The following is an 18,438-nucleotide window of genomic DNA, read 5'->3' on the forward strand; positions in this document are numbered from 1 at the left end:
TCTGATTTAACTAAGACACAGGATACATGCCATGAAACTGATAGGAATTGTGCTGATAGCGCTCGGCCTGGCTGCGTGCCAGAGCCATAACGAAGAGGCAATGCCGGTAACCGGGTTTAACAGTGACAGCTGGAAGACGATGATCCCTCAATCCTGCGAGCAGTATTTTGACGGATGCAATCAGTGTCGTCGCGGGCCCTCAGGCGTGGCTGCATGCACACGAAAATTCTGTGCCGAGTACCAACAGCCTGCCTGTCTGGAGTCAGGCGTCGATCTCAGTGATTATCGAGTGGTTTACTATTGCGACGGTGGCAAGAGCTTTTCCCTCAGTTATGGTGTGTATCACCAGGGAGAGGAAGACGTTGTATTGAATCAGGGAGAGGTCATGATGGCCGATCATCAATCGATGTCCTCCATGTTGCTCGAGGGTGAAGCCTTGCCAGGTGGCACCCGTTACACTGGGGAGAATGTCATTGTTGAACTAATGGGTAACTTGGCTTCAGTCAGTAAGGGTGGCCTGACTGTCTATGCGAATTGCCAGGTTGTAGACAGCTGATCATATATTCGTAACAGGGACAGGAACGAAGTATGTCAACGCTTGGAAGACGATGGATAAGGTTGAGCACTGCGTTGCGGGTCACAGCAATGCTCTTTTTGGTCTGTGGTGCAGCTGTGGCCGAAGATGTTCAGAAAATGGTGCTTGAACCGCAGGACGCGAACCTGGACATGGGTCAGCACCTGGGCCAGTCCGGCGGTGGTTTTGTGCCCATCCCCCAGGTCATATCCGAACCTGCTGTAGGCTATGGGCTGGGTGTGATAGGCGTCTATTTTCATGGCGATTCACAGCAACCTGCTGCTGAAGAAGAATCCCTGCCACAAAACATTTCTCTGCTTGCCGCCGGGCTGACCGAGAATGGCTCCTGGGCTGCCGGAGTGGGGCATCTGGGCTTCTGGCGGGATGACACAGTTCGCTATCGCGGTTTCGCCGGTTACGGTGACCTGAACCTGTCTTTTTATTCACTGGTTGGTGTCACGTTACCTGCGCCGATACAACTGAATATCAAAGGGCCGGCGGTGTTCCAGGAGATCAAATACCGCTGGCACGGCCCCTGGTTTATCGGAGCGCAATACCATTTCCGCCGCACAGAATCCCGGCTCCGGGTTGAGGCTAACCTGCCCGATGAATTGCTTTCTTCCACCTTGGAGGATTGGCTTGAACGGCATTTGCAGTCCTCCCAAACCACGGCCGGAGTGGGTGTGGTTCTCGATTACGATACGCTGGACAGCTTTTTTAATCCCCAGAGCGGCTCTGCCTATAACCTCCAGTACCAATGGTACAGAGATCACTTTGGCAGCGACGCTGACTATCAGCTTTATAAATTTAAAGCACTGAATTATTGGAAAATTCAAACTAGGCTGACATTGGGGTTACGGTTACAGTATGATGGCGTCCAGGCTGAAGAGCTGTCGCAGTTGCCCAATTATGTTCTGCCCAGCATACAACTGAGAGGGGTTTCTTCAACCCGATATCAGGGCGAGGTTGTGGGGGTAACGGAAATGGAATTGGGTTACCAGTGGAGCCAGAACTGGCGATTGAGCGTGTTTTTGGGGGCTGGGCGCGCCGGTACCGATTTTTCCGCGCTGTCAAAGGCGCCGTCGGTGGTCAACAAGGGCGTTGGCGTGCGCTATCAGCTGGTTGAGCAGTACGATTTTTACGTGGGGCTCGATCTCGCCAGAGGCCCGGAAGAAACCGCCTTGTACATCCAGGCTGGCTCGACCTGGTAAATCGACAGCAGTTTAAACAGAGAAGTCATCAGGTAATGAAGCATCACAAAAAACATTCGGCAACGCAAAAGGCAGGCCAGCCCGGAAAATTTAAATCAGCAGGAGTGCTGGCTGTTGGCGGCGCACTGCTCGTGGTGGCAATTCTGGTGTTTGTGATGCAACGGCCGGGTGGTTCACCGGAACTGCCTGAACAAACATCATCCTCGCAGCCCGGTGAATCCGTCGCACCGCCCATGTCACCAAGCGAAGCAACGTTTGTCGGGGCTGCACAGTGTGCCCAGTGCCATCAAGCCCAATATCAGGACTGGCAGGGGTCCCACCACGATTTGGCCATGCAGGAAGCCAACGCCGGCACGGTTCTGGGCGATTTCGATAATGCACGTTTTTCTCACGGTGAAGTGACCACCGAATTTTTTCAGCGCGACGGTCAGTTCTGGGTGAAAACCGATGGCACCAGTGGCGAGCTTGAGGAATTTCAGGTGCAGTACGTTTTTGGTGTTTTTCCCCTTCAACAATACCTTTTGCCATTACCCGGCGGGCGTCTGCAGGCGCTCAGTATTGCCTGGGATTCCAGACTAAAGGAGCAGGGCGGGCAACGCTGGTTCCACCTCTATCAGGATGAGGTCATCACTTACGACGATCCGCTGCACTGGACCAAACCGGCGCAAAACTGGAATTACATGTGTGCGGAATGCCACTCCACCCATTTACAGAAGCAGTATAATCCGGCTTCGGATACCTACAACACAGAATTTGCCGAAATTGACGTGGCTTGTGAAGCCTGCCACGGCCCTGGCAGTAATCATGTCATGTGGGCTGATGATCAACAAGGTTACGCCAATAGCGGGAGTATGGGCCTTACACATCTGTTGAATGAGCGCGCAGAAGCGCGTTGGCATACAGACCCGGCTACCGGGCAGCCACTTCGCAGTGAGGTGAAAAACACCGACACGGAAATTGAAGTCTGCGCAGCCTGCCATTCCCGCCGCAGCCAGATGTTTGAAGACGACCGCAAGGGGCAACCGTTTACCGATGGGTTTGCACCGGCTTTGCTCGAGGAGGGGTTGTATCACCCCGATGGCCAGATTCTTGAAGAGGTGTACGTCTACGGCTCTTTTTTGCAGAGTAAAATGTATGCGGCTGGCGTTACCTGCAGTGACTGCCACAACCCTCACTCACTGGAAATAAAATTGCCTGGAAACGGTGTGTGTCTGCAGTGTCACCAGGCCGATGCGTATAATGTGGAAGAGCACCATCATCACCCTGTTGGTTCTGAATCGGCACAATGTGTGAACTGTCATATGGCGGATCAGACCTTTATGGGGGTGGACGATCGGCGCGACCACAGCTTCCGTATTCCAAGGCCGGACAGAACGGTATCCATGCAGGTGCCCAATGCGTGTAACCAGTGCCATGAAGATCAAACGCCTCAGTGGGCGGCGGATGCCATTCATTCCTGGTACCCGAACCCCAATCCCGGGTACCAGCAGTTTGCGGAAACCCTGTTTCATGCAAGGCAGGGTAAACCCGGAAGCGAGCAGGCCCTGCAGGAGTTGGTGCAGAATGAAACCCAGCCTGCAATTGCCAGGGCAACGGCAGCACAATTGCTGCAGGACTGGCCGTCCGCGCCCACCATTGAGACACTGGCAATGGCAAGCCGGAACAGGGACCCTCTGCTCCGATTGGCCGCACTGGAAGGGATGAGACCCATGCCAATTGAACAGCGCTGGCAGCTTGCGCACCCCATGCTGAAAGATTCAAGCCGGGTGGTGCGGGCAATGGCGGCAAACCGGTTGGCAGACGCACCGGCCAGCAATCTGTCCCAGGCGCAAAAATTTTCTCTTGAGCAAGCTGCGCGGGAATATGTGGAGTCGCAAAAATTCAACGCCGACACCCCGCAGGCGCATGTGAACCTGGGGGGCTACTATCAGCAGCAGGGGTTCAACAGTAAAGCTGAGAAAGCGTATCGGCGGGCAATAGAAGCCGATCCAAACTGGGTTCCTTCCTACGTTAATCTGGCCGATCTGTATCGTTCAATGCAACAGGACGATAAGGGCTTCGAGGTGCTGCAAGCCGGCATTTCCCGCCATCCGGACAACGCCAGTCTGCATCACAGCCTGGGGCTTCTGCATGTCAGGCTGAAACAGCCCCGGCAGGCACTGGCTGAACTTGGGCAGGCGGTCGCCCTGGCACCTCAAAATGGCCGCTATCGATATGTATACGCAGTCGCGCTGCACAGCTATGGTGATACCCAAACAGCCCGGCAGGTCATTGACGAAGGGCTTGCCCTGGGGCCGGATAACGCTCTGCAAACGCTCAGGCTGCAATTGCAGCCCTGAGCCGGCAAGAAAGTTGCGTACCATAGAAAGACAGCGAGTTAGTTGATAAACCCGTTAAGCGGCAACACTGAAAGAGCAACAAGGGTGGCTGACAGGGTTATCATGCAGCGGGTTTTCCAAAAGTGTAAAGGGTTAAGCTGAACAAACTTCAAGCCTCTCTCGGGCTGCCTGAAATACTTTTCAAGCCATCGGCCAGAGCGGGTCTGGCAGGCAATTAATTGGATTTCCTGAACCATTTTATCTACGTTCGCACGGCTTGTTGCGGTTGAAGGCACTCTGTGTCCAGGCAGCCGCCCGTGGTGGTAGGCATAGCCACGAATGAGCAATGCTGCCATTAACGGCCGCAGGGCATTTCCCAACGGGCGGATATACCGCAGCCACTGATACACAATTACCGCCACCCAGGGAAGTGGCGGCCACGCCAGCCGAAACCCCTTCGGAATGACGATTCGGAAGTTTTTGAGCATGCCTTCCTGGGTACGGAACTGCTCCACATCGACCGCCCAAGGCGCATTCAGCTCACAATAACAGCATTGGATTTGCTTTCCTCCCGGTTGTAAACGCAGGAAGAGGGCTTTGGTATGAAATGCCAATATGGGTAGTTCATCAAACCGCATATGTAATCCCACTGAACGTCTGGCAGGGTTGGAAATACCGGGGTCGAAGATATAAGTCGTCACTGTCTGCTCCATCAGATAAGCAGGGCATCACGCAGGAACAGAATACCTTACGCGTGCGCCTGGGGTTGAATATGGCTCGCCATGACCTGTAGCCGAGGTGGAACACTGGATTGTTTCCACCGACTGCGTTGTCATGGAATACAGGGAGTGACAGGTGATCGAATTTCCTCCCACAACCGAATAAGAAATGGCAATCGAATTGTGGCCTTGTTACATCCGGTCTGGTTTAACGGGGTTAGTGTTGGCAACCATTTGCGAAAACCTTGCCCGCCACTATACTGATTGTGTAGTCCTTCCTGGGGTCTGATGTTCAGTGAGAGACCCGCGAAATCCAATTCCAACGTGGCATGGAACCGCTATGACGATAACGCGCATTTTTAAACATTTATCAATCGTAACGGCATTGATGATGCTGTTAGGTACCGCCGCTGCCCAGCAGGCAGACTCAGACGAAGTAAAGCAATTTATTGCCGAGCAGAGTGCTGTGGTGAAAGACACGGCGAATTTTGACTGGATCCGCCTGCTTTCCGGCGAATGGCTGAAGGGGGAATTAAAGTCCGTCTACAGCGAGGAAGTTGAATTTGAAAGCGACATTCTGGACACCTTGTTCATCGATGTTGAGGATGTCAGTGCAATATTGTCCGGGCGGGAATATTCGGTACGCTTTGATGACGGCACGGTGCTCAGTGGCTCGCTGAATATTGCCGGTGGGCGGGTCATTGTGGGTGACAGCCCCGCGTTTTACAGCATTGAGCAACTGGTGTCCATCGCACCGACACTGGGTTCCGGTTGGAAAAACTGGTCGATTAACATCGGCGCCGGGATCAACTGGAGCAAGGGCAATACGGATCAGACAGAGGGGTCGTTAACGGCAGACATTAAATGGCGAACCGCAACTTACCGTTATTTGACCGACATTCTGGCCACCAGAACAGAAATTGATGACGAAGTAACCAAAAGCAGTGTGCGGGCGAATGGGACCTTCGACTGGTTTTATACCAACCGGTTGTATATCAGGCCGGTAATATTCGAGTACTTCCGCGACCCATTCCAGAACATTGCAAGCCGATACAGTTTGGGAGCCGGTGCGGGTTACTACATTATTGATGACAGTCGTACCGAATGGGATATTACTGCCGGCCCGCTTTATCAGAAAACGAAATTTGATACGGTGGGAGAAGGCGAGGACGACAGTGTCTCCTCCACGTCCTTTTTCGTTGGTACAACCTACGAGTATGAACTGACTTCCGACATCGATTTGAGCCTGGATTACCGATATATTTTTGCCAGTGACGAAATTGGCGGAGATTCCCAGTATGCCCAGGCTGGCCTGGAGGTGGAGCTGACTAATACAATTGATCTTGACCTTGCATTTGTATGGGACCACCAGGACTCTCCGGTTGCCGACAGCGACGGTGTCAGACCGAAAAAGGATGATTATAAAACCATTGTTTCCCTTTCAGTTGATTTCTGATTCAGGTCAATGCATCACAGTGCCGGCAGTGCTGCCGACACTGTGCATACAGCCGGACAGTTGGTTAAACGTATAGCCAGGTTGATGCTGGTAGCGTGAAAGTCCGATTGTCCAATCGGCATGAACAAAACATTGGACCTTTTAGCTCGGAATGCCCTATTTTTGATTTACGCGGGAGGACGGCAATACTTGTTGCACTACCCTCTGTAACTCATTGGAAACTTATTCGTCCGAGGTTCAGCCATGTTGTTCATTACCAACCGGGAACCACAGGGTTCCATCCGAACTAAAAAAAATCGCCCCTACAAGTTCGATTTAAACAAAAATGCTCCGTCTAATTCCATTTATTGCTGTGAGCGGGTGGCAAAAGATGAGTACATCGAGCTTGGGCATGAGCAGTGGCTGGATAAACTCAAAAGCAGCCCGGTCGAGCAGCTGGTTTTTTTGATTCATGGTTTCTCAAATTTGCCAGAGCCCGATATTTTTCCCAGAGCCCAGAAATTGCAGAGTCTGTTTAACAAAAAAAAGAAGGATTTTGCGCTGGTGGTGCCGGTTATCTGGCCTTGCGATAATGATAAGGGGATAGTTGGCGATTACTGGGATGACCAGATGTCTGCCGATATGAGTGCGTTTTCCTTTGGCCGGGCACTTGAATTCTTTATGCACTGGCGTAACCAGCAGAGTGACGATGCTGTGTGCCTGAAGCGCATCAACGTGCTGGCCCACTCAATGGGCAACCGGGTATTTCGTCAGACACTGGCTGCATGGAATAAGTACAGTCTGGTTCGTGGCGTGCCCCTGCTGTTTAGAAACAGCTTTTTAGTGGCGGCCGATGTGGTCAATGAGACACTGGAAGAGCATCATATCGGGCGGTTGATTGCCCAAGCCTCAAGAAACGTTTCGGTTTACTTCGCGTCGGATGATCTGGCGTTGCGGGCAAGCAAAATTTCTAACCTGCGCAATCGTGTGGCGTCACGCCGGTTGGGGCATTCCGGCCCGGAAGACATGAGTAAGACTCTTTCGAATGTGTTCGCAATAGACTGCGACAATTTCAACATCAAGTATGACCCACCCAAAGGGCACAGTTACTTTCTGGAAGACGACAAAGGGGGATTTGGTGCGGCATTTGAGCATATATATGATGCCATGCTGACCGGGCGGGTTGATGTGGATGATAAACTGACCCGGCGAAAAGTACTGGGCACGGCCAGAAAACAAAAGGGCGACACCTGAGGGTGCCGCCTTACTAAGCTACGATTTCAGATCAAAGCGGTCGTTCGTCATCACCTTGCTCCAGGCTGAAACAAAGTCCTGGATGAACTTTTCTCCTGCGTCGCTTGATCCGTAAACCTCTGCAATGGCTCTGAGTTCAGAATTCGAACCAAATATCAGGTCCACTGGCGTGGCAGTCCATTTCTGCTGCCCACTTTCCCTGTCATAGCCCACGTAAACACCTTCGTTGCCATCCGCTTTTGACCAACGGGTGGACATATCAAGCAGGTTAACAAAGAAGTCGTTGCTCAGGGTCCCCGGTTTGTCGGTGAGCACACCATGGGAAGACTGGCCAAAGTTGGCGTTTAGGCTCCGCATCCCACCAACCAGAACGGTCATCTCAGGTACACTCAGGGTGAGCATATCGGCCCGCTCAACCATCATTTCAGCCGGTGAGCGGTAGCTTTCACTGCTGTAATAATTGCGAAATGCGTCCGCCGTGAGCTCCAGTACGGCAAAGGATTCGACGTCGGTCATTGCCTGGGTGGTATCCATGCGGCCAGGATAGAAAGGTACGGAAACGTTGTATCCGGCTTGTTCTGCAGCTTTTTCAATCGCCGCAGCGCCGCCCAAAACGATTAGGTCAGCCAACGAAATCTGGGTATCACCTGAATCTTCGTTGAAGCGCTGCTGAATGGTGCGCAGTTTGCCCAGAACCCGGCTCAACTCCTGTGGATTATTGACTGACCAGTCTTTTTGTGGTGCCAGTGCAATACGCGCGCCGTTGGCTCCGCCGCGCATGTCTGTGCCACGGAAGCTCGCTGCAGAAGCCCAGGCAGTGCGCACCAGTTCGGGCACGCTGAGACCGGAATCGAGGATTGCTGCCTTGAGATTTTTAATGTCGCTATCGTCAACAAGATCGTGGTTTACCTCGGGGATTGGGTCCTGCCAAACCAGCATTTCATCTGGCACTTCATTACCTAGATAGCGCGCGCGGGGGCCTAAATCGCGGTGATTGAGCTTGAACCAGGCTTTGGCAAAGGCCAGTTCAAAGTCGTCAGGATTATTCAGGAATCGCAGCGCTATTTCCCGAAAGGCGGGGTCTTCCTTGATGGCGAGGTCAGTGGTAAACATGATCGGTGCGTGGCGCTTGCCGGCAATGTGAGCGTCAGGGACCAGACTGGATGCAGAATCATCCGTTGGGATCCATTGTGTGGCTCCGGCTGGGCTCTTGGTCATCTTCCATTCAAAGCCAAATAGGTTTTGCAGATAATTTGTGGTCCACTGTGTAGGAGTAACGGTCCAGGCCCCTTCCAGGCCACTGGTGACCGTATCTTCGGCATTACCCTTACCGCACTTGCTGGTCCAGCCAAAGCCCTGTTCCTCCAGTGAGGCTGCTGCCGGTTCCTTGCCCACGCAGTCGGCACTCTTGGCTCCGTGTGCTTTACCAAAGGTATGCCCACCAGCAATCAGGGCCACAATTTCCTCGTCATTCATGGCCATGCGCCCGAATGACATTCGAATGTCATGGGCGGCCGCTACAGGGTCAGGGTTACCGCCCGGACCTTCCGGGTTGACATAAATCAGGCCCATTTGGACTGCAGCTAACGGGCCTTTCAGATTTCCGCCCTCGTCTCTGCGTTCATCAGCAAGCATTTCTGTTTCCGGCCCCCAGTAAACCACGTCCGGCTCCCAGTCGTCGGCACGTCCGCCGGCAAATCCGAAGGTGGTGAACCCCATGGATTCCAGCGCAACATTGCCGGTCAGGGCCATCAAATCACCCCAGGAGATGTTACGGCCGTACTTCTGTTTGACCGGCCACAGTAACCGCCTGGCTTTGTCCAGGTTGGCATTATCAGGCCAACTGTTTAGCGGGTCAAAACGCTGCTGGCCACCACCTGCACCGCCCCGGCCATCGTGAACCCGATAGGTTCCGGCCGCGTGCCAGGCCATACGAATGAAGAAGGGGCCGTAGTGCCCGTAATCGGCTGGCCACCAATCCTGGGATTCGGTTAAAACCGCAGCTATGTCCTGTTTCACTGCCTGGAGGTCAAGGCTGGAAAAAGCTTCGGCATAATTGAAGTCGCTACCGTAGGGGTTGGACTTGATATCGTGGGTTCGAAGCTGGCTGAGATCAAGCTGTTCCGGCCACCAGAACTGATTGGATTTGGCCGAGGTTTCTGCATGAACGGTTTGGATGGCACTCAGGGGCGACAGGGCCAGTGCGATGGCCGCTGCCAGAGGCAAAGTTTGTTTGAACATTTCGTTATCCTTTTAGGGTGCAACGTTTAAGCTCAATCAAAATATAGTTTAAGTTCCTGAATGGGCAATTGATTAAACTGATTGGCCTGATAGGAAAAATCAGACTGCGGGCAGGCTAGGGTTTTAAGAATCTTTTCCTCTGTTTTGACGTCTAGGTTCGGGCAGGTTTCAGCTTCAGTTACTCAATCAGAACAGGGCCTGTTTTTGAAAAGCAGGCCCTGAACGCGGGGTAAATCTGGTGGTTACTCCTGCTTGGTTAAAACCTGCTTTCCGTCAATGGATACCGGGATCATAATGTGTGCATAGGGCGTATCACCCCACATTACGTATGGTCCACCCTCGGAAGGATCGGTGGTGATGCCCGAGAGCATGGATTTAGGTACCACAATCATGATGTGTGGGCCTGTCTCCACGTAGTCATCGGCACTAACGTGATCGGCATGATACGGGGTTGAATTACTGACGCCCGAACCGGAAGGTTCGCCCTGTAGCATGTAGGAAATACCGATTTTCGAGGTACTGAAATCGGCCTGATTACCAACGGCGGCCAACATTTCCATCCACACAGCGTCGTTGCACATAGGGGCCTTGTCCCCAGGTAGTGTATCAGGCAGGCAGGTCCAGCCATTGGTGCCCTCTTTCAGGACCGTGCCGTCTGAGTCCATGACGGTGGCGTTATCGCTCACCGCAGGTGGGGCAGCGGACAGCGCTCGTTCTATTTTCTCTTCGATAGTTTCAGCAAAAGCTACAGAGCTGGCACCAGCAAATATTGCCAGACAGTACAGCGGGTACGTGTTCTTTTTCATTATATTGCTCCGGTGATGAACCCTGCATACAGCTGGATAGCGGGGAACTAGGGGGAGGTTAACGGTGGCATAACGTCTATTGTGCTTAAATTTTGTACCGGCAAACCCAGTTCACATTATAGTTGAGCCTTCCTGCTTTGCTGAAAAAGGACTCGTATCAGGTTGTTTACGGTAGCCAAGTCAGTATCGCCCTGCCGATTGAAAAAAGTCTAATCCGCAGCGGGAGAATTTTTCTCCTGCTCTCACTACAGGCCCTTCTAGCTGCAACACAAACCCTTCAGGGGCCGTACAAACAGAGCTGTATTCTGGTAATGAACTATTCTTTTTAACAAGGCGATGTCGCTGTATGAATTACATGGAGAATGACTATGAGTGATGCAAACGATAAATTTCTGGTGCACTGCCAGGAAGGTGAGAACAACCTTGAGCGGGCCACTATTTCGCTGATACTGGCAACTACTGCAAGCAAAACCTGCGAAGCTGCGTTGTTTGTCACGGCGGATGCGACTGAGTTGTTTGTGAAGGGGCGATTGGCGGGGTTGCAGGCACCGGGGCACGAACCGCTTGAGGATCTGGTAAACCAGTATCAGGCCAATGGCGGGCAGATCTGGATATGCCCGGTGTGCGTTAAAGTCAAAGGGTTGTCAGCAGACGACTTCATTGACGGTGTAGAAATTGCCGGAGCGCCCAGGGCGATGGCATTTCTTTCAAGCGGCGGCCATATGCTGGCTTGATTCATGACCAGATTCCCGGAGTTGCCCCAGTATTCCGAACTGGCGGAATGTGACGGGCTGACCGAATGGTTGCCGCAGCTGGCGGATTCACTTAGTGAGTTTCTTCGTTTTGCGCATCCCGACGCGATAAAGAATCAGGTGCAATGGCAGAATCAGCTTGATATTCCTTTGCCCTCAGAAGGTGTGGGTATTGGCGAAGTGGTCGGCGAGCTGTGCCGTTGGGTTATTCCAAATGGTTCCCAGATCCCCAATCCGGCCAGTTCAGCTTTTATTACCACTGGTGCGACTACAGCTGGCGTACTGGCTGGTCTGGCATGCAGCGTGGCCTCACCGCAACGTATCGGGCTGACAGCGTTTCACTACCTGGAAGAACTGTCCCTGAACTGGCTTGCTGCATTGTTCGGGCTTTCTGGTTTTAAGGGCATATATAGCAGCGGTGGCTCGGTGGCCAACTTGCTCGCCCTTGGGGCGGCCAGACAACAAGCCTATGAGCAACTGGGCTGTGATCCTGCGCTCTCTGGCCTCAACCGTCCGGGGCGGATTTACGCGTCCGCAGAATGCCATCATTCCGTTCAGCGGGCGGCTGCCGTACTCGGACTTGGGCGCAGCAGTGTGATCAAGATTGCCACCGATTCGCAGGGGCGAATGCGCCCTCAAGCGTTGCTGGGAAGGTTGCTTGCCGACCAGGGGAATGAAGCGGTTCCGGTAGCAATAGTCGCCAACGCCGGTAGTACCAATCACGGGGCCATAGATCCGCTAAGGGATATAGGGCAAATCGCCCGTCAATTCGGACTTTGGTTTCATGTTGATGGCGCGTATGGCTTGCCCGGGATCCTCGACCCCAGTTATAGCGCTATGTTTGACGGCTTGGAGATGGCGGATTCTGTAGTGGTCGACCCCCACAAATGGCTGGGGGCACCGGTTGGGGTGGGCGCCACGCTGGTTAGGGACAGATCGCTGTTGTACCGGGCATTCACGCAGGAAGCTGCCGACTACCTGGAGGGAGCCAGTTTTGACCAGGCGCACAGTTCCATGGCCAGCCTGGGCGTTCCCTATTTTGACTATGGTGTTGAATTGTCTGCACCCCCTCGAGGGGCTGTCGTGTGGGCCCTGTTGAGGGAAGTTGGCAGGCAGGGGATTCAGACAAGGGTCTGCCGGCACAACCAAATGGCCAAAGACATTGCCGCGTTGGCAGAACGTCATCCTGAGCTGGAATTGCTGATGCCACCTTCGCTGTCCATTTGCTGCTTTCGTTATGTCTCTGACGCGGTAGAAGACCTCAACGGGCTTAACCGACAGATACATCAGCGCATGCTTGAGAGGGGGAAAGCCATGCCGAGTACCACAATGGTTAACGGAAAGCTGGCGATTCGCCCCTGTTTTGTCGGCGCAAGAAGCCATCAGCAGCACGCAATGGAACTGGCGGAAGAAGTGCTGGTTGTAGGTCGCCATTGCGTATCACAGCGCACAGCCGGGTGAATTAAAAAATGCACGCTGCAGTAACGGGCGACAGCCTTAAAACACTGACAACTGGAATGACAAAGGAGAGTAAGATGGGCGTTCGCTATAACAGTATTCTGGAGACCGTCGGCCATACGCCTGTGGTGCGTATTAATAATTTGGGGCCCAAAGAGGTCAATCTGTTTGTGAAAATGGAATCATTTAACCCTATGGGGTCAGTCAAAGACCGGCTGGCACTGGGGGTGATTGAAGATGCAGAGCGCAAGGGAGAACTGGCTCCCGGCCAGACCATCGTCGAAGCCACCAGCGGTAACACGGGAATTGGGCTGGCAATGGTCTGTGCTCAAAAAGGCTACCCGCTGGTTGTGGTTATGGCGGAAAACTTCAGTGTTGAACGGCGGCGTTTAATGCGTTTTCTGGGCGCCAGGGTGGTGTTAACCCCCGCTGCGCTGAAGGGAACGGGAATGGTCGCGAAGGCTAAGGAACTGGCCGAAGCCCACGGCTGGTGGCAGTCCCGACAGTTTGAAAACCCGGCCAATGCTGAGATTCATGCCCGCACCACCGCCGTTGAGATCCTGGACGATTTTTCAGATATCCAACTGGATTACTGGGTAACCGGGTTTGGTACGGCAGGCACCTTAAGCGGTGTTTCCAGAGTATTGAAGCAGGCAAGCCCTGAAACACAAATTATAGTTTGTGAGCCTGACAACTCAGCAATACTTGCCAGCGGCATTCCTCAGCCTGAAAACGCCAGCCACCCCAGTTTTCGGCCTCATTTGATGCAGGGTTGGTCTCCGGATTTCATTCCCAAACTGGCCCGGACAATTCCAGCTGGTTGCATTGATGCATATATCGGAATTGATGGGAATCAGGCTCTTCAGTGCGCACGTGATCTGGCGCGCAAAGAAGGTATGTTTGTGGGGGTATCTTCAGGTGCAACCTTCGCTGGGGCGCTGAAAATTGCCGAGGTAGCCCCTGCTGGCAGCAATATTCTTTGTATGCTGCCCGACACCGGGGAGCGCTATTTAAGTACGCCCCTGTTCGATGATGTTTCGGAGTCCATGAGCGACGATGAATTGGCGATATCCCGTTCGACACCTGGTTATCGTTTTGATGTTCCTACTGGAGCGCCTTTGCAGACTGCTGCGCTGGCAGAATCGGATCCCGCTGCAGAAGCAAAATTAACGACATTAATAGACGGTTCCAGTGAGCAAATTGTGATGTTTGCATTGGAGTGGTGTGAGTTTTGTTGGTCGGTCCGCAAGGTACTGAACGCCTACGGAATTCCCTATCAGTCGGTAGATCTGGACTCAGTCGCCTACCAGCAGGACAACCTTGGCGGCAGGATACGCAATGTGCTAAATCAGCAGACCCAATGTGTGACATTACCGCAGATCTTTTTGGCCGGGGAGTTTTTGGGTGGGTGTACAGATCTGTTTGACGCCATTAAAGACGACAGCTTTTTGCCAAAACTGAAAAAACTGGGCATTGGGTTTGATGAATCAGTGACCCTGAACCCGTACGACAAACTGCCCAAGTGGTTACATCCCCGCTAAATCGACTTCCAAGCCTCAGTGGGCGTTCTTCTCGCCCACGCGAGCACTTTCATATTGGTTTGTTTTGAAGTTATTTATATGTAATTTTTTTCATAATTAAACATCAGATTGCCTTTTTGCTTCACAGACGAAAACTCTGATCTCTTATTTTCATTCCTGATGACACTAACATTATCTTCACAATCATGAGGTTGACTGAATATGAGTCAATTCTGTGAGCGGATTTTAATTGGTCGCTAATTTGGATGTCATGTCATCTGATACGCAAGGTAACGGAATATTTATACGAAGCCTTTCATTTTCTCCTGTTTTTCCTGAGTTTTAGTGGCGCTGTTCAGTGTCGGTTATTCTGGATTGGGTTCGTTTCTTTGTTACTTTAAGTGGTTTTCCGGTTACGTTTTTTGGTAATCTTTAATGCTCTAATGTGGTCAAAATTAGTCACAATAAATCCTCTCAGGCCGCTATTTTTGGTGTTTTACAGTCACAAACGTTCAAAATTGTTGCAAAAATATTTCTTAAATTGCGATTTTTGAGGGGTGGCGCCTGGGTGTCAAAAGTGTTATCAATTTGTTATTCAATTAGAGAGCGAATAATTTGAGTGCGACTTTTAATTGATGAAGTTGAACTTTCAAATGCACTCTTTTTTGTTCAAAAATAACACAACACACTACAGGACAAGTCATGAGCATAAAACGAAATAGACCATCGATTGCTGGAGGAGCAGCCTGTCTCTTATTAACCTTTGCAACCCCTTCTGTTCTTGCGCAGGAAGTTAAACAGGCGCTGGACAATAATGCGAGCCCGGATGAGGAAACCCTTGAAGTCATCGAAGTCTCCGGGGTTCGGGCTTCTCTTGAGAATGCACTAAACGTAAAACGCTCAGCCCCTTCAATCGTTGATGCTATTTCAGCTACCGATATTGACGCATTGCCAGCGCTTGATTTAGGTGAGGCCTTGCAGGCCATTCCTGGTGTGCAATTAAACAGTGACCAGGAAGGCCGCCAGTCAAGCATCAGTCTGCGTGGTTTGGGCAGCGGATTTGTGAAAACCACGGCATTTGGTCAGTCTTTCGCAACGCCGTCTGCCGCGAGTAACTTAAATGCAGTCGGTTCTCCGAACCCCTTTGCTGCCTTCGAATCAAGTATATTCGACGGTGTAACTGTTGTGAAAAGCCCGACTGCCGACCTGCAGGCGGGTGGCGTTGCAGGTATTGTTGACAAGCAACTGCAACAGGCCCTTTCAAAGAAAGACGGCACCTTTACAGTGAGTGTTGGTGGCCGTTATGAAGAACTGACCGGTGAAATTGACCCCAACCTGAAACTGGCTGGTGTAAAACACCTGATTGACGACAAGCTGGCTGTGGCCTTTAAGTTAGGAGCCTCTGGGCAAACTTTCCGCCGAGATACCTTCGATATCATTGATTATGTTCCTGTTGATGCTGGCCGGGCTACCAATATCGATGAGTACCGTGAGTACTGGGGTATTCCTGACGATGCCGAAGTTCGGGTGCCGATGCGCGGCCGCAACGTGAGTGAGTTCAGTGACGGTGATCGTGTGTCCATGTCGGGCAACATCGAATACCGCCTGACAGACGATTTCAAAATTGGCGCGCACCTGTTGTTCTCAGAGCGTGATCTGGATGACGGTACTAAAGAAACCACTTCGTTTGAGACCGGATTTAACCGCAATAACAGTGCCCGTGACAATTACGACGCTCTCGTAACGCTGGATATGGATACCGCACCGTTTGCTTACGACCGTCTGGCGGATGAAGCGGATGCAGCGCAAATCTATGGTGTGTCGAACATCGATTTTACCGACGGTACATTCAGAAACGAAAACCGTAAGACCACCTTTAATGAAAAATCACAGGGCATCATGCTCTATGCCGATTACGTGGCTGATGAGTGGATATTTGATGGGGTAGTTACCCATTCAGAAGCGGAAAATAACTTTGAAAACGTGGGAATTTATTACAACCACAGCCAGGACTGGCGGGCGCAGTTCAACTATACCCCCGCAGACGGCAACCGTATTTCAGTTCCCAGCGTGCCTACCGGCTTTGACGGTACCATCAACACCGGCCAGGGAGACCTGAACAATGTGGTGGTTTCCGGTAGCCTGGACACCCCCTATGTATATGACGACCTGATCTGGTCTCAACCCATCACCACGTCTTCTGGCTTAACGTCAGTGGATGATGCCAACCAGGGTCGTCGCCTGCAATTTGGTATTAACGGCCGGGTCCGTGATTTGTCCAGGGATTACAGCAGTGCCGAGTTTGGGGCCCAGCGTTACACCGACTTTGGTTTTGGCGATGGCCTTCGTTTTGACGCGATTAAATTTGGTGGTCGTATCTCCCGCGAGGCACTGGAAAGTATCGACCAGCGCCAGGGGCCAGCGGGTATTGATACCGCGCAGATAGGCAGTGGTTTCATGACTGATCAGGTGCTGTCTAACGTTCAAAACGATTACTTTAACGGCAATATGCCTGGCACATTCGACCATACCAACGGCTGGGTAACCCTTAACAACGAAGCTGCAATTGCGGCATTGCAAACCGGCATTGTGACCGATCTGAATGACCTCGTTACTGGCAGAAGCTATGTTGCGGTTTACCCTGGCCTGGAAAGAAACCGTACCGGTTTCTGGGATACCCAGAACAACCAAAGCGGACTTCCTACCAATCTGGGTTACAACTTTGACGCCGAGCAGGACATTCTGGCCATGTACGTAACCACTGATTTTTCCGGTGAGCTGGGCCCTGTGTTCTATTCCGGTAATATGGGTGTACGCTACGAAGAAACCAACAACACCTTTGACGGGTTTGAGACCCAGGTCGACAATCAAGGGCGTAATGGTGTAGCGGTTCTCAAAACCTTTGAGGACGATTACAGCCATACTCTGCCCATGATGAATATTGCCTTTGAGCTGACCGATGAGGTTATTCTGCGTGGTGCTTATTACGACGGATTGGTACGGCCTAATCTTCTGGCTCAGCGGCCAACGGCTTCGGTCAGAGGCGGAGCAGAAACAGTCAGGCTTGATCTGCCAACAGCCACGGTAAGACCGTACGATGCAACTAACTATGATGTATCGCTGGAATGGTACAACCGTGAAGGTAGTGCAATTTCGATCGGTTACTTCAGAAAAGATATCTCTAACCTGTTTGATGAGCAGGAAGGCTACTGCCCGGAAGACGGATCGAATGAAATCGTAAACGCGCTGTTGGGTGATGTTGAACGTGTTGATATCGGTGGCGGCGAGTTTTCCTGTCAGCAGGTGGAGCCAATTACCGATGTCGATGGCAACCTGGTATATCGTGAAGTAACCATCAATACGCCCATCAACAACGATGAAGAAATCAAGGTGGAAGGGATTGAGCTGGCGGTTCAGCAGAAACTCGATTTCCTGCCTTATCCCTGGAACGGTTTCGGTGGTGTGTTTAACTACACCAAGCTGAAACAGACCGGGGATGAAGCCGCCCTGACTCGCGTATCACCCGAGTCTTACAACATCATTGGTTACTGGGAAAACGACGGTATCAGTATTCGTGTAGCTTATAACTGGCGTGATGATTTGACGTTGCAGGGAGCAAACTCCTTCCTGGGTACTAACACCCGTACGCGGAAGGCTATGGGCAGACTGGATTTTGTTGCTTCTTATGCACTGACCAAGAAAGCCAAGGTGTTCCTGCGAGGGTATAACCTGACCGATGAAATTGGTCAGGAATTCCTCGGGTTTGATGAGCGTGCGGTAAGCCGCATGACCTACACCGGCCGAATTTACCAGGTATCACTTAACTATAAATTCTAAAATACAAAAGCAGTAAAAAGCCCGGTAACCATCAGATTGGTTGCCGGGCTTTTTTATGATTTGGCATCTCCGCCAATCTATCGAACCATTACATCCCCCACCGAGCGTATTCTTCACAAACTGACTTCTTTTTGAGCGAACTTTCAGATTGGTATTGGGCAGAAGATTGCGTTCAATTCCAGCAACAAGTTCAAATTTTATTGTTATGTTTTTTAACTTATATGTAAATTTTGTTTACTTTTTTTGTTGTCATAAGTTGTCTAATTTGGTCATAGTAGCTCATATATAATCCTTTAAGGTCGCTATTTATGGT

At 51.7% G+C, this 18,438-nt stretch carries 12 protein-coding genes; 9 read left to right on the plus strand and 3 right to left on the minus strand.

Features of this window, described 5'->3' with window-relative positions:
• The first annotated feature begins 31 nt into the window (after positions 1-31).
• From DXV75_RS04345 to DXV75_RS04355, 3 genes are read left to right on the plus strand one after another with little or no spacing between them, the layout of a single operon-like run.
• A complete protein-coding gene (locus tag DXV75_RS04345; RefSeq protein WP_115592150.1) occupies positions 32-556 on the plus strand; it encodes a hypothetical protein in 525 nt (174 codons plus the stop codon).
• 32 nt (positions 557-588) lie between these two features.
• Positions 589-1,785 (plus strand): BamA/TamA family outer membrane protein, encoded by a 1,197-nt coding sequence (locus DXV75_RS04350; protein WP_115592151.1) that lies wholly within the window; start codon positions 589-591, stop codon positions 1,783-1,785.
• Positions 1,786-1,820: 35 nt separating this feature from the next.
• On the plus strand, positions 1,821-4,124 hold the full coding sequence (locus DXV75_RS04355) for a multiheme c-type cytochrome (RefSeq protein ID WP_115592152.1): 2,304 nt from the start codon (positions 1,821-1,823) through the stop codon (positions 4,122-4,124).
• A 38-nt stretch (positions 4,125-4,162) separates the two neighbouring features.
• Here the strand turns inward: DXV75_RS04355 and DXV75_RS04360 are convergent, their stop codons facing one another.
• Positions 4,163-4,804 carry a hypothetical protein gene (locus DXV75_RS04360; protein WP_147291794.1) on the minus strand — a complete coding sequence of 214 codons (642 nt, stop codon included), beginning with the start codon at positions 4,802-4,804 and terminating at the stop codon, positions 4,163-4,165.
• Between the two features lie 358 nt (positions 4,805-5,162).
• Here DXV75_RS04360 and DXV75_RS04365 point away from each other — a divergent pair, with 358 nt between their 5' ends.
• Together DXV75_RS04365 and DXV75_RS04370 are read left to right on the plus strand one after the other, a co-directional pair.
• Positions 5,163-6,278 carry a DUF481 domain-containing protein gene (locus DXV75_RS04365; protein WP_115592154.1) on the plus strand — a complete coding sequence of 372 codons (1,116 nt, stop codon included), beginning with the start codon at positions 5,163-5,165 and terminating at the stop codon, positions 6,276-6,278.
• Between the two features lie 243 nt (positions 6,279-6,521).
• The gene (locus DXV75_RS04370; RefSeq protein WP_115592155.1) at positions 6,522-7,511 is read left to right on the plus strand and encodes an alpha/beta hydrolase; all 990 of its coding nucleotides are present in this window, start codon (positions 6,522-6,524) and stop codon (positions 7,509-7,511) included.
• Positions 7,512-7,529: 18 nt separating this feature from the next.
• Here DXV75_RS04370 and katG read toward each other — a convergent pair whose 3' ends face one another.
• A complete protein-coding gene (gene katG, locus DXV75_RS04375; RefSeq protein ID WP_115592156.1) occupies positions 7,530-9,752 on the minus strand; it encodes a catalase/peroxidase HPI in 2,223 nt (740 codons plus the stop codon).
• Between the two features lie 242 nt (positions 9,753-9,994).
• Complete coding sequence (locus tag DXV75_RS04380; RefSeq protein ID WP_115592157.1) at positions 9,995-10,558, minus strand: hypothetical protein; 564 nt, start codon at positions 10,556-10,558, stop codon at positions 9,995-9,997.
• A gap of 368 nt (positions 10,559-10,926) precedes the next feature.
• Between DXV75_RS04380 and DXV75_RS04385 the strand changes: the two genes are divergently transcribed.
• The 4 genes from DXV75_RS04385 to DXV75_RS04400 all read left to right on the plus strand — a co-directional run bounded on the left by DXV75_RS04385 (position 10,927) and on the right by DXV75_RS04400 (position 18,125).
• Complete coding sequence (locus tag DXV75_RS04385) at positions 10,927-11,292, plus strand: DsrE family protein (RefSeq protein ID WP_181898351.1); 366 nt, start codon at positions 10,927-10,929, stop codon at positions 11,290-11,292.
• Positions 11,293-11,295: 3 nt separating this feature from the next.
• Positions 11,296-12,771 carry a pyridoxal phosphate-dependent decarboxylase family protein gene (locus tag DXV75_RS04390; RefSeq protein WP_115592159.1) on the plus strand — a complete coding sequence of 492 codons (1,476 nt, stop codon included), beginning with the start codon at positions 11,296-11,298 and terminating at the stop codon, positions 12,769-12,771.
• Positions 12,772-12,845: 74 nt separating this feature from the next.
• Complete coding sequence (locus DXV75_RS04395) at positions 12,846-14,309, plus strand: pyridoxal-phosphate dependent enzyme (RefSeq protein ID WP_115592160.1); 1,464 nt, start codon at positions 12,846-12,848, stop codon at positions 14,307-14,309.
• Positions 14,310-14,990: 681 nt separating this feature from the next.
• The gene (locus DXV75_RS04400) at positions 14,991-18,125 is read left to right on the plus strand and encodes a TonB-dependent receptor (protein ID WP_115592161.1); all 3,135 of its coding nucleotides are present in this window, start codon (positions 14,991-14,993) and stop codon (positions 18,123-18,125) included.
• The last annotated feature ends 313 nt before the right edge of the window (positions 18,126-18,438 follow it).

It is taken from the genome of Alteromonas aestuariivivens (assembly GCF_003367475.1).
GTDB lineage: Bacteria > Pseudomonadota > Gammaproteobacteria > Enterobacterales > Alteromonadaceae > Alteromonas > Alteromonas aestuariivivens.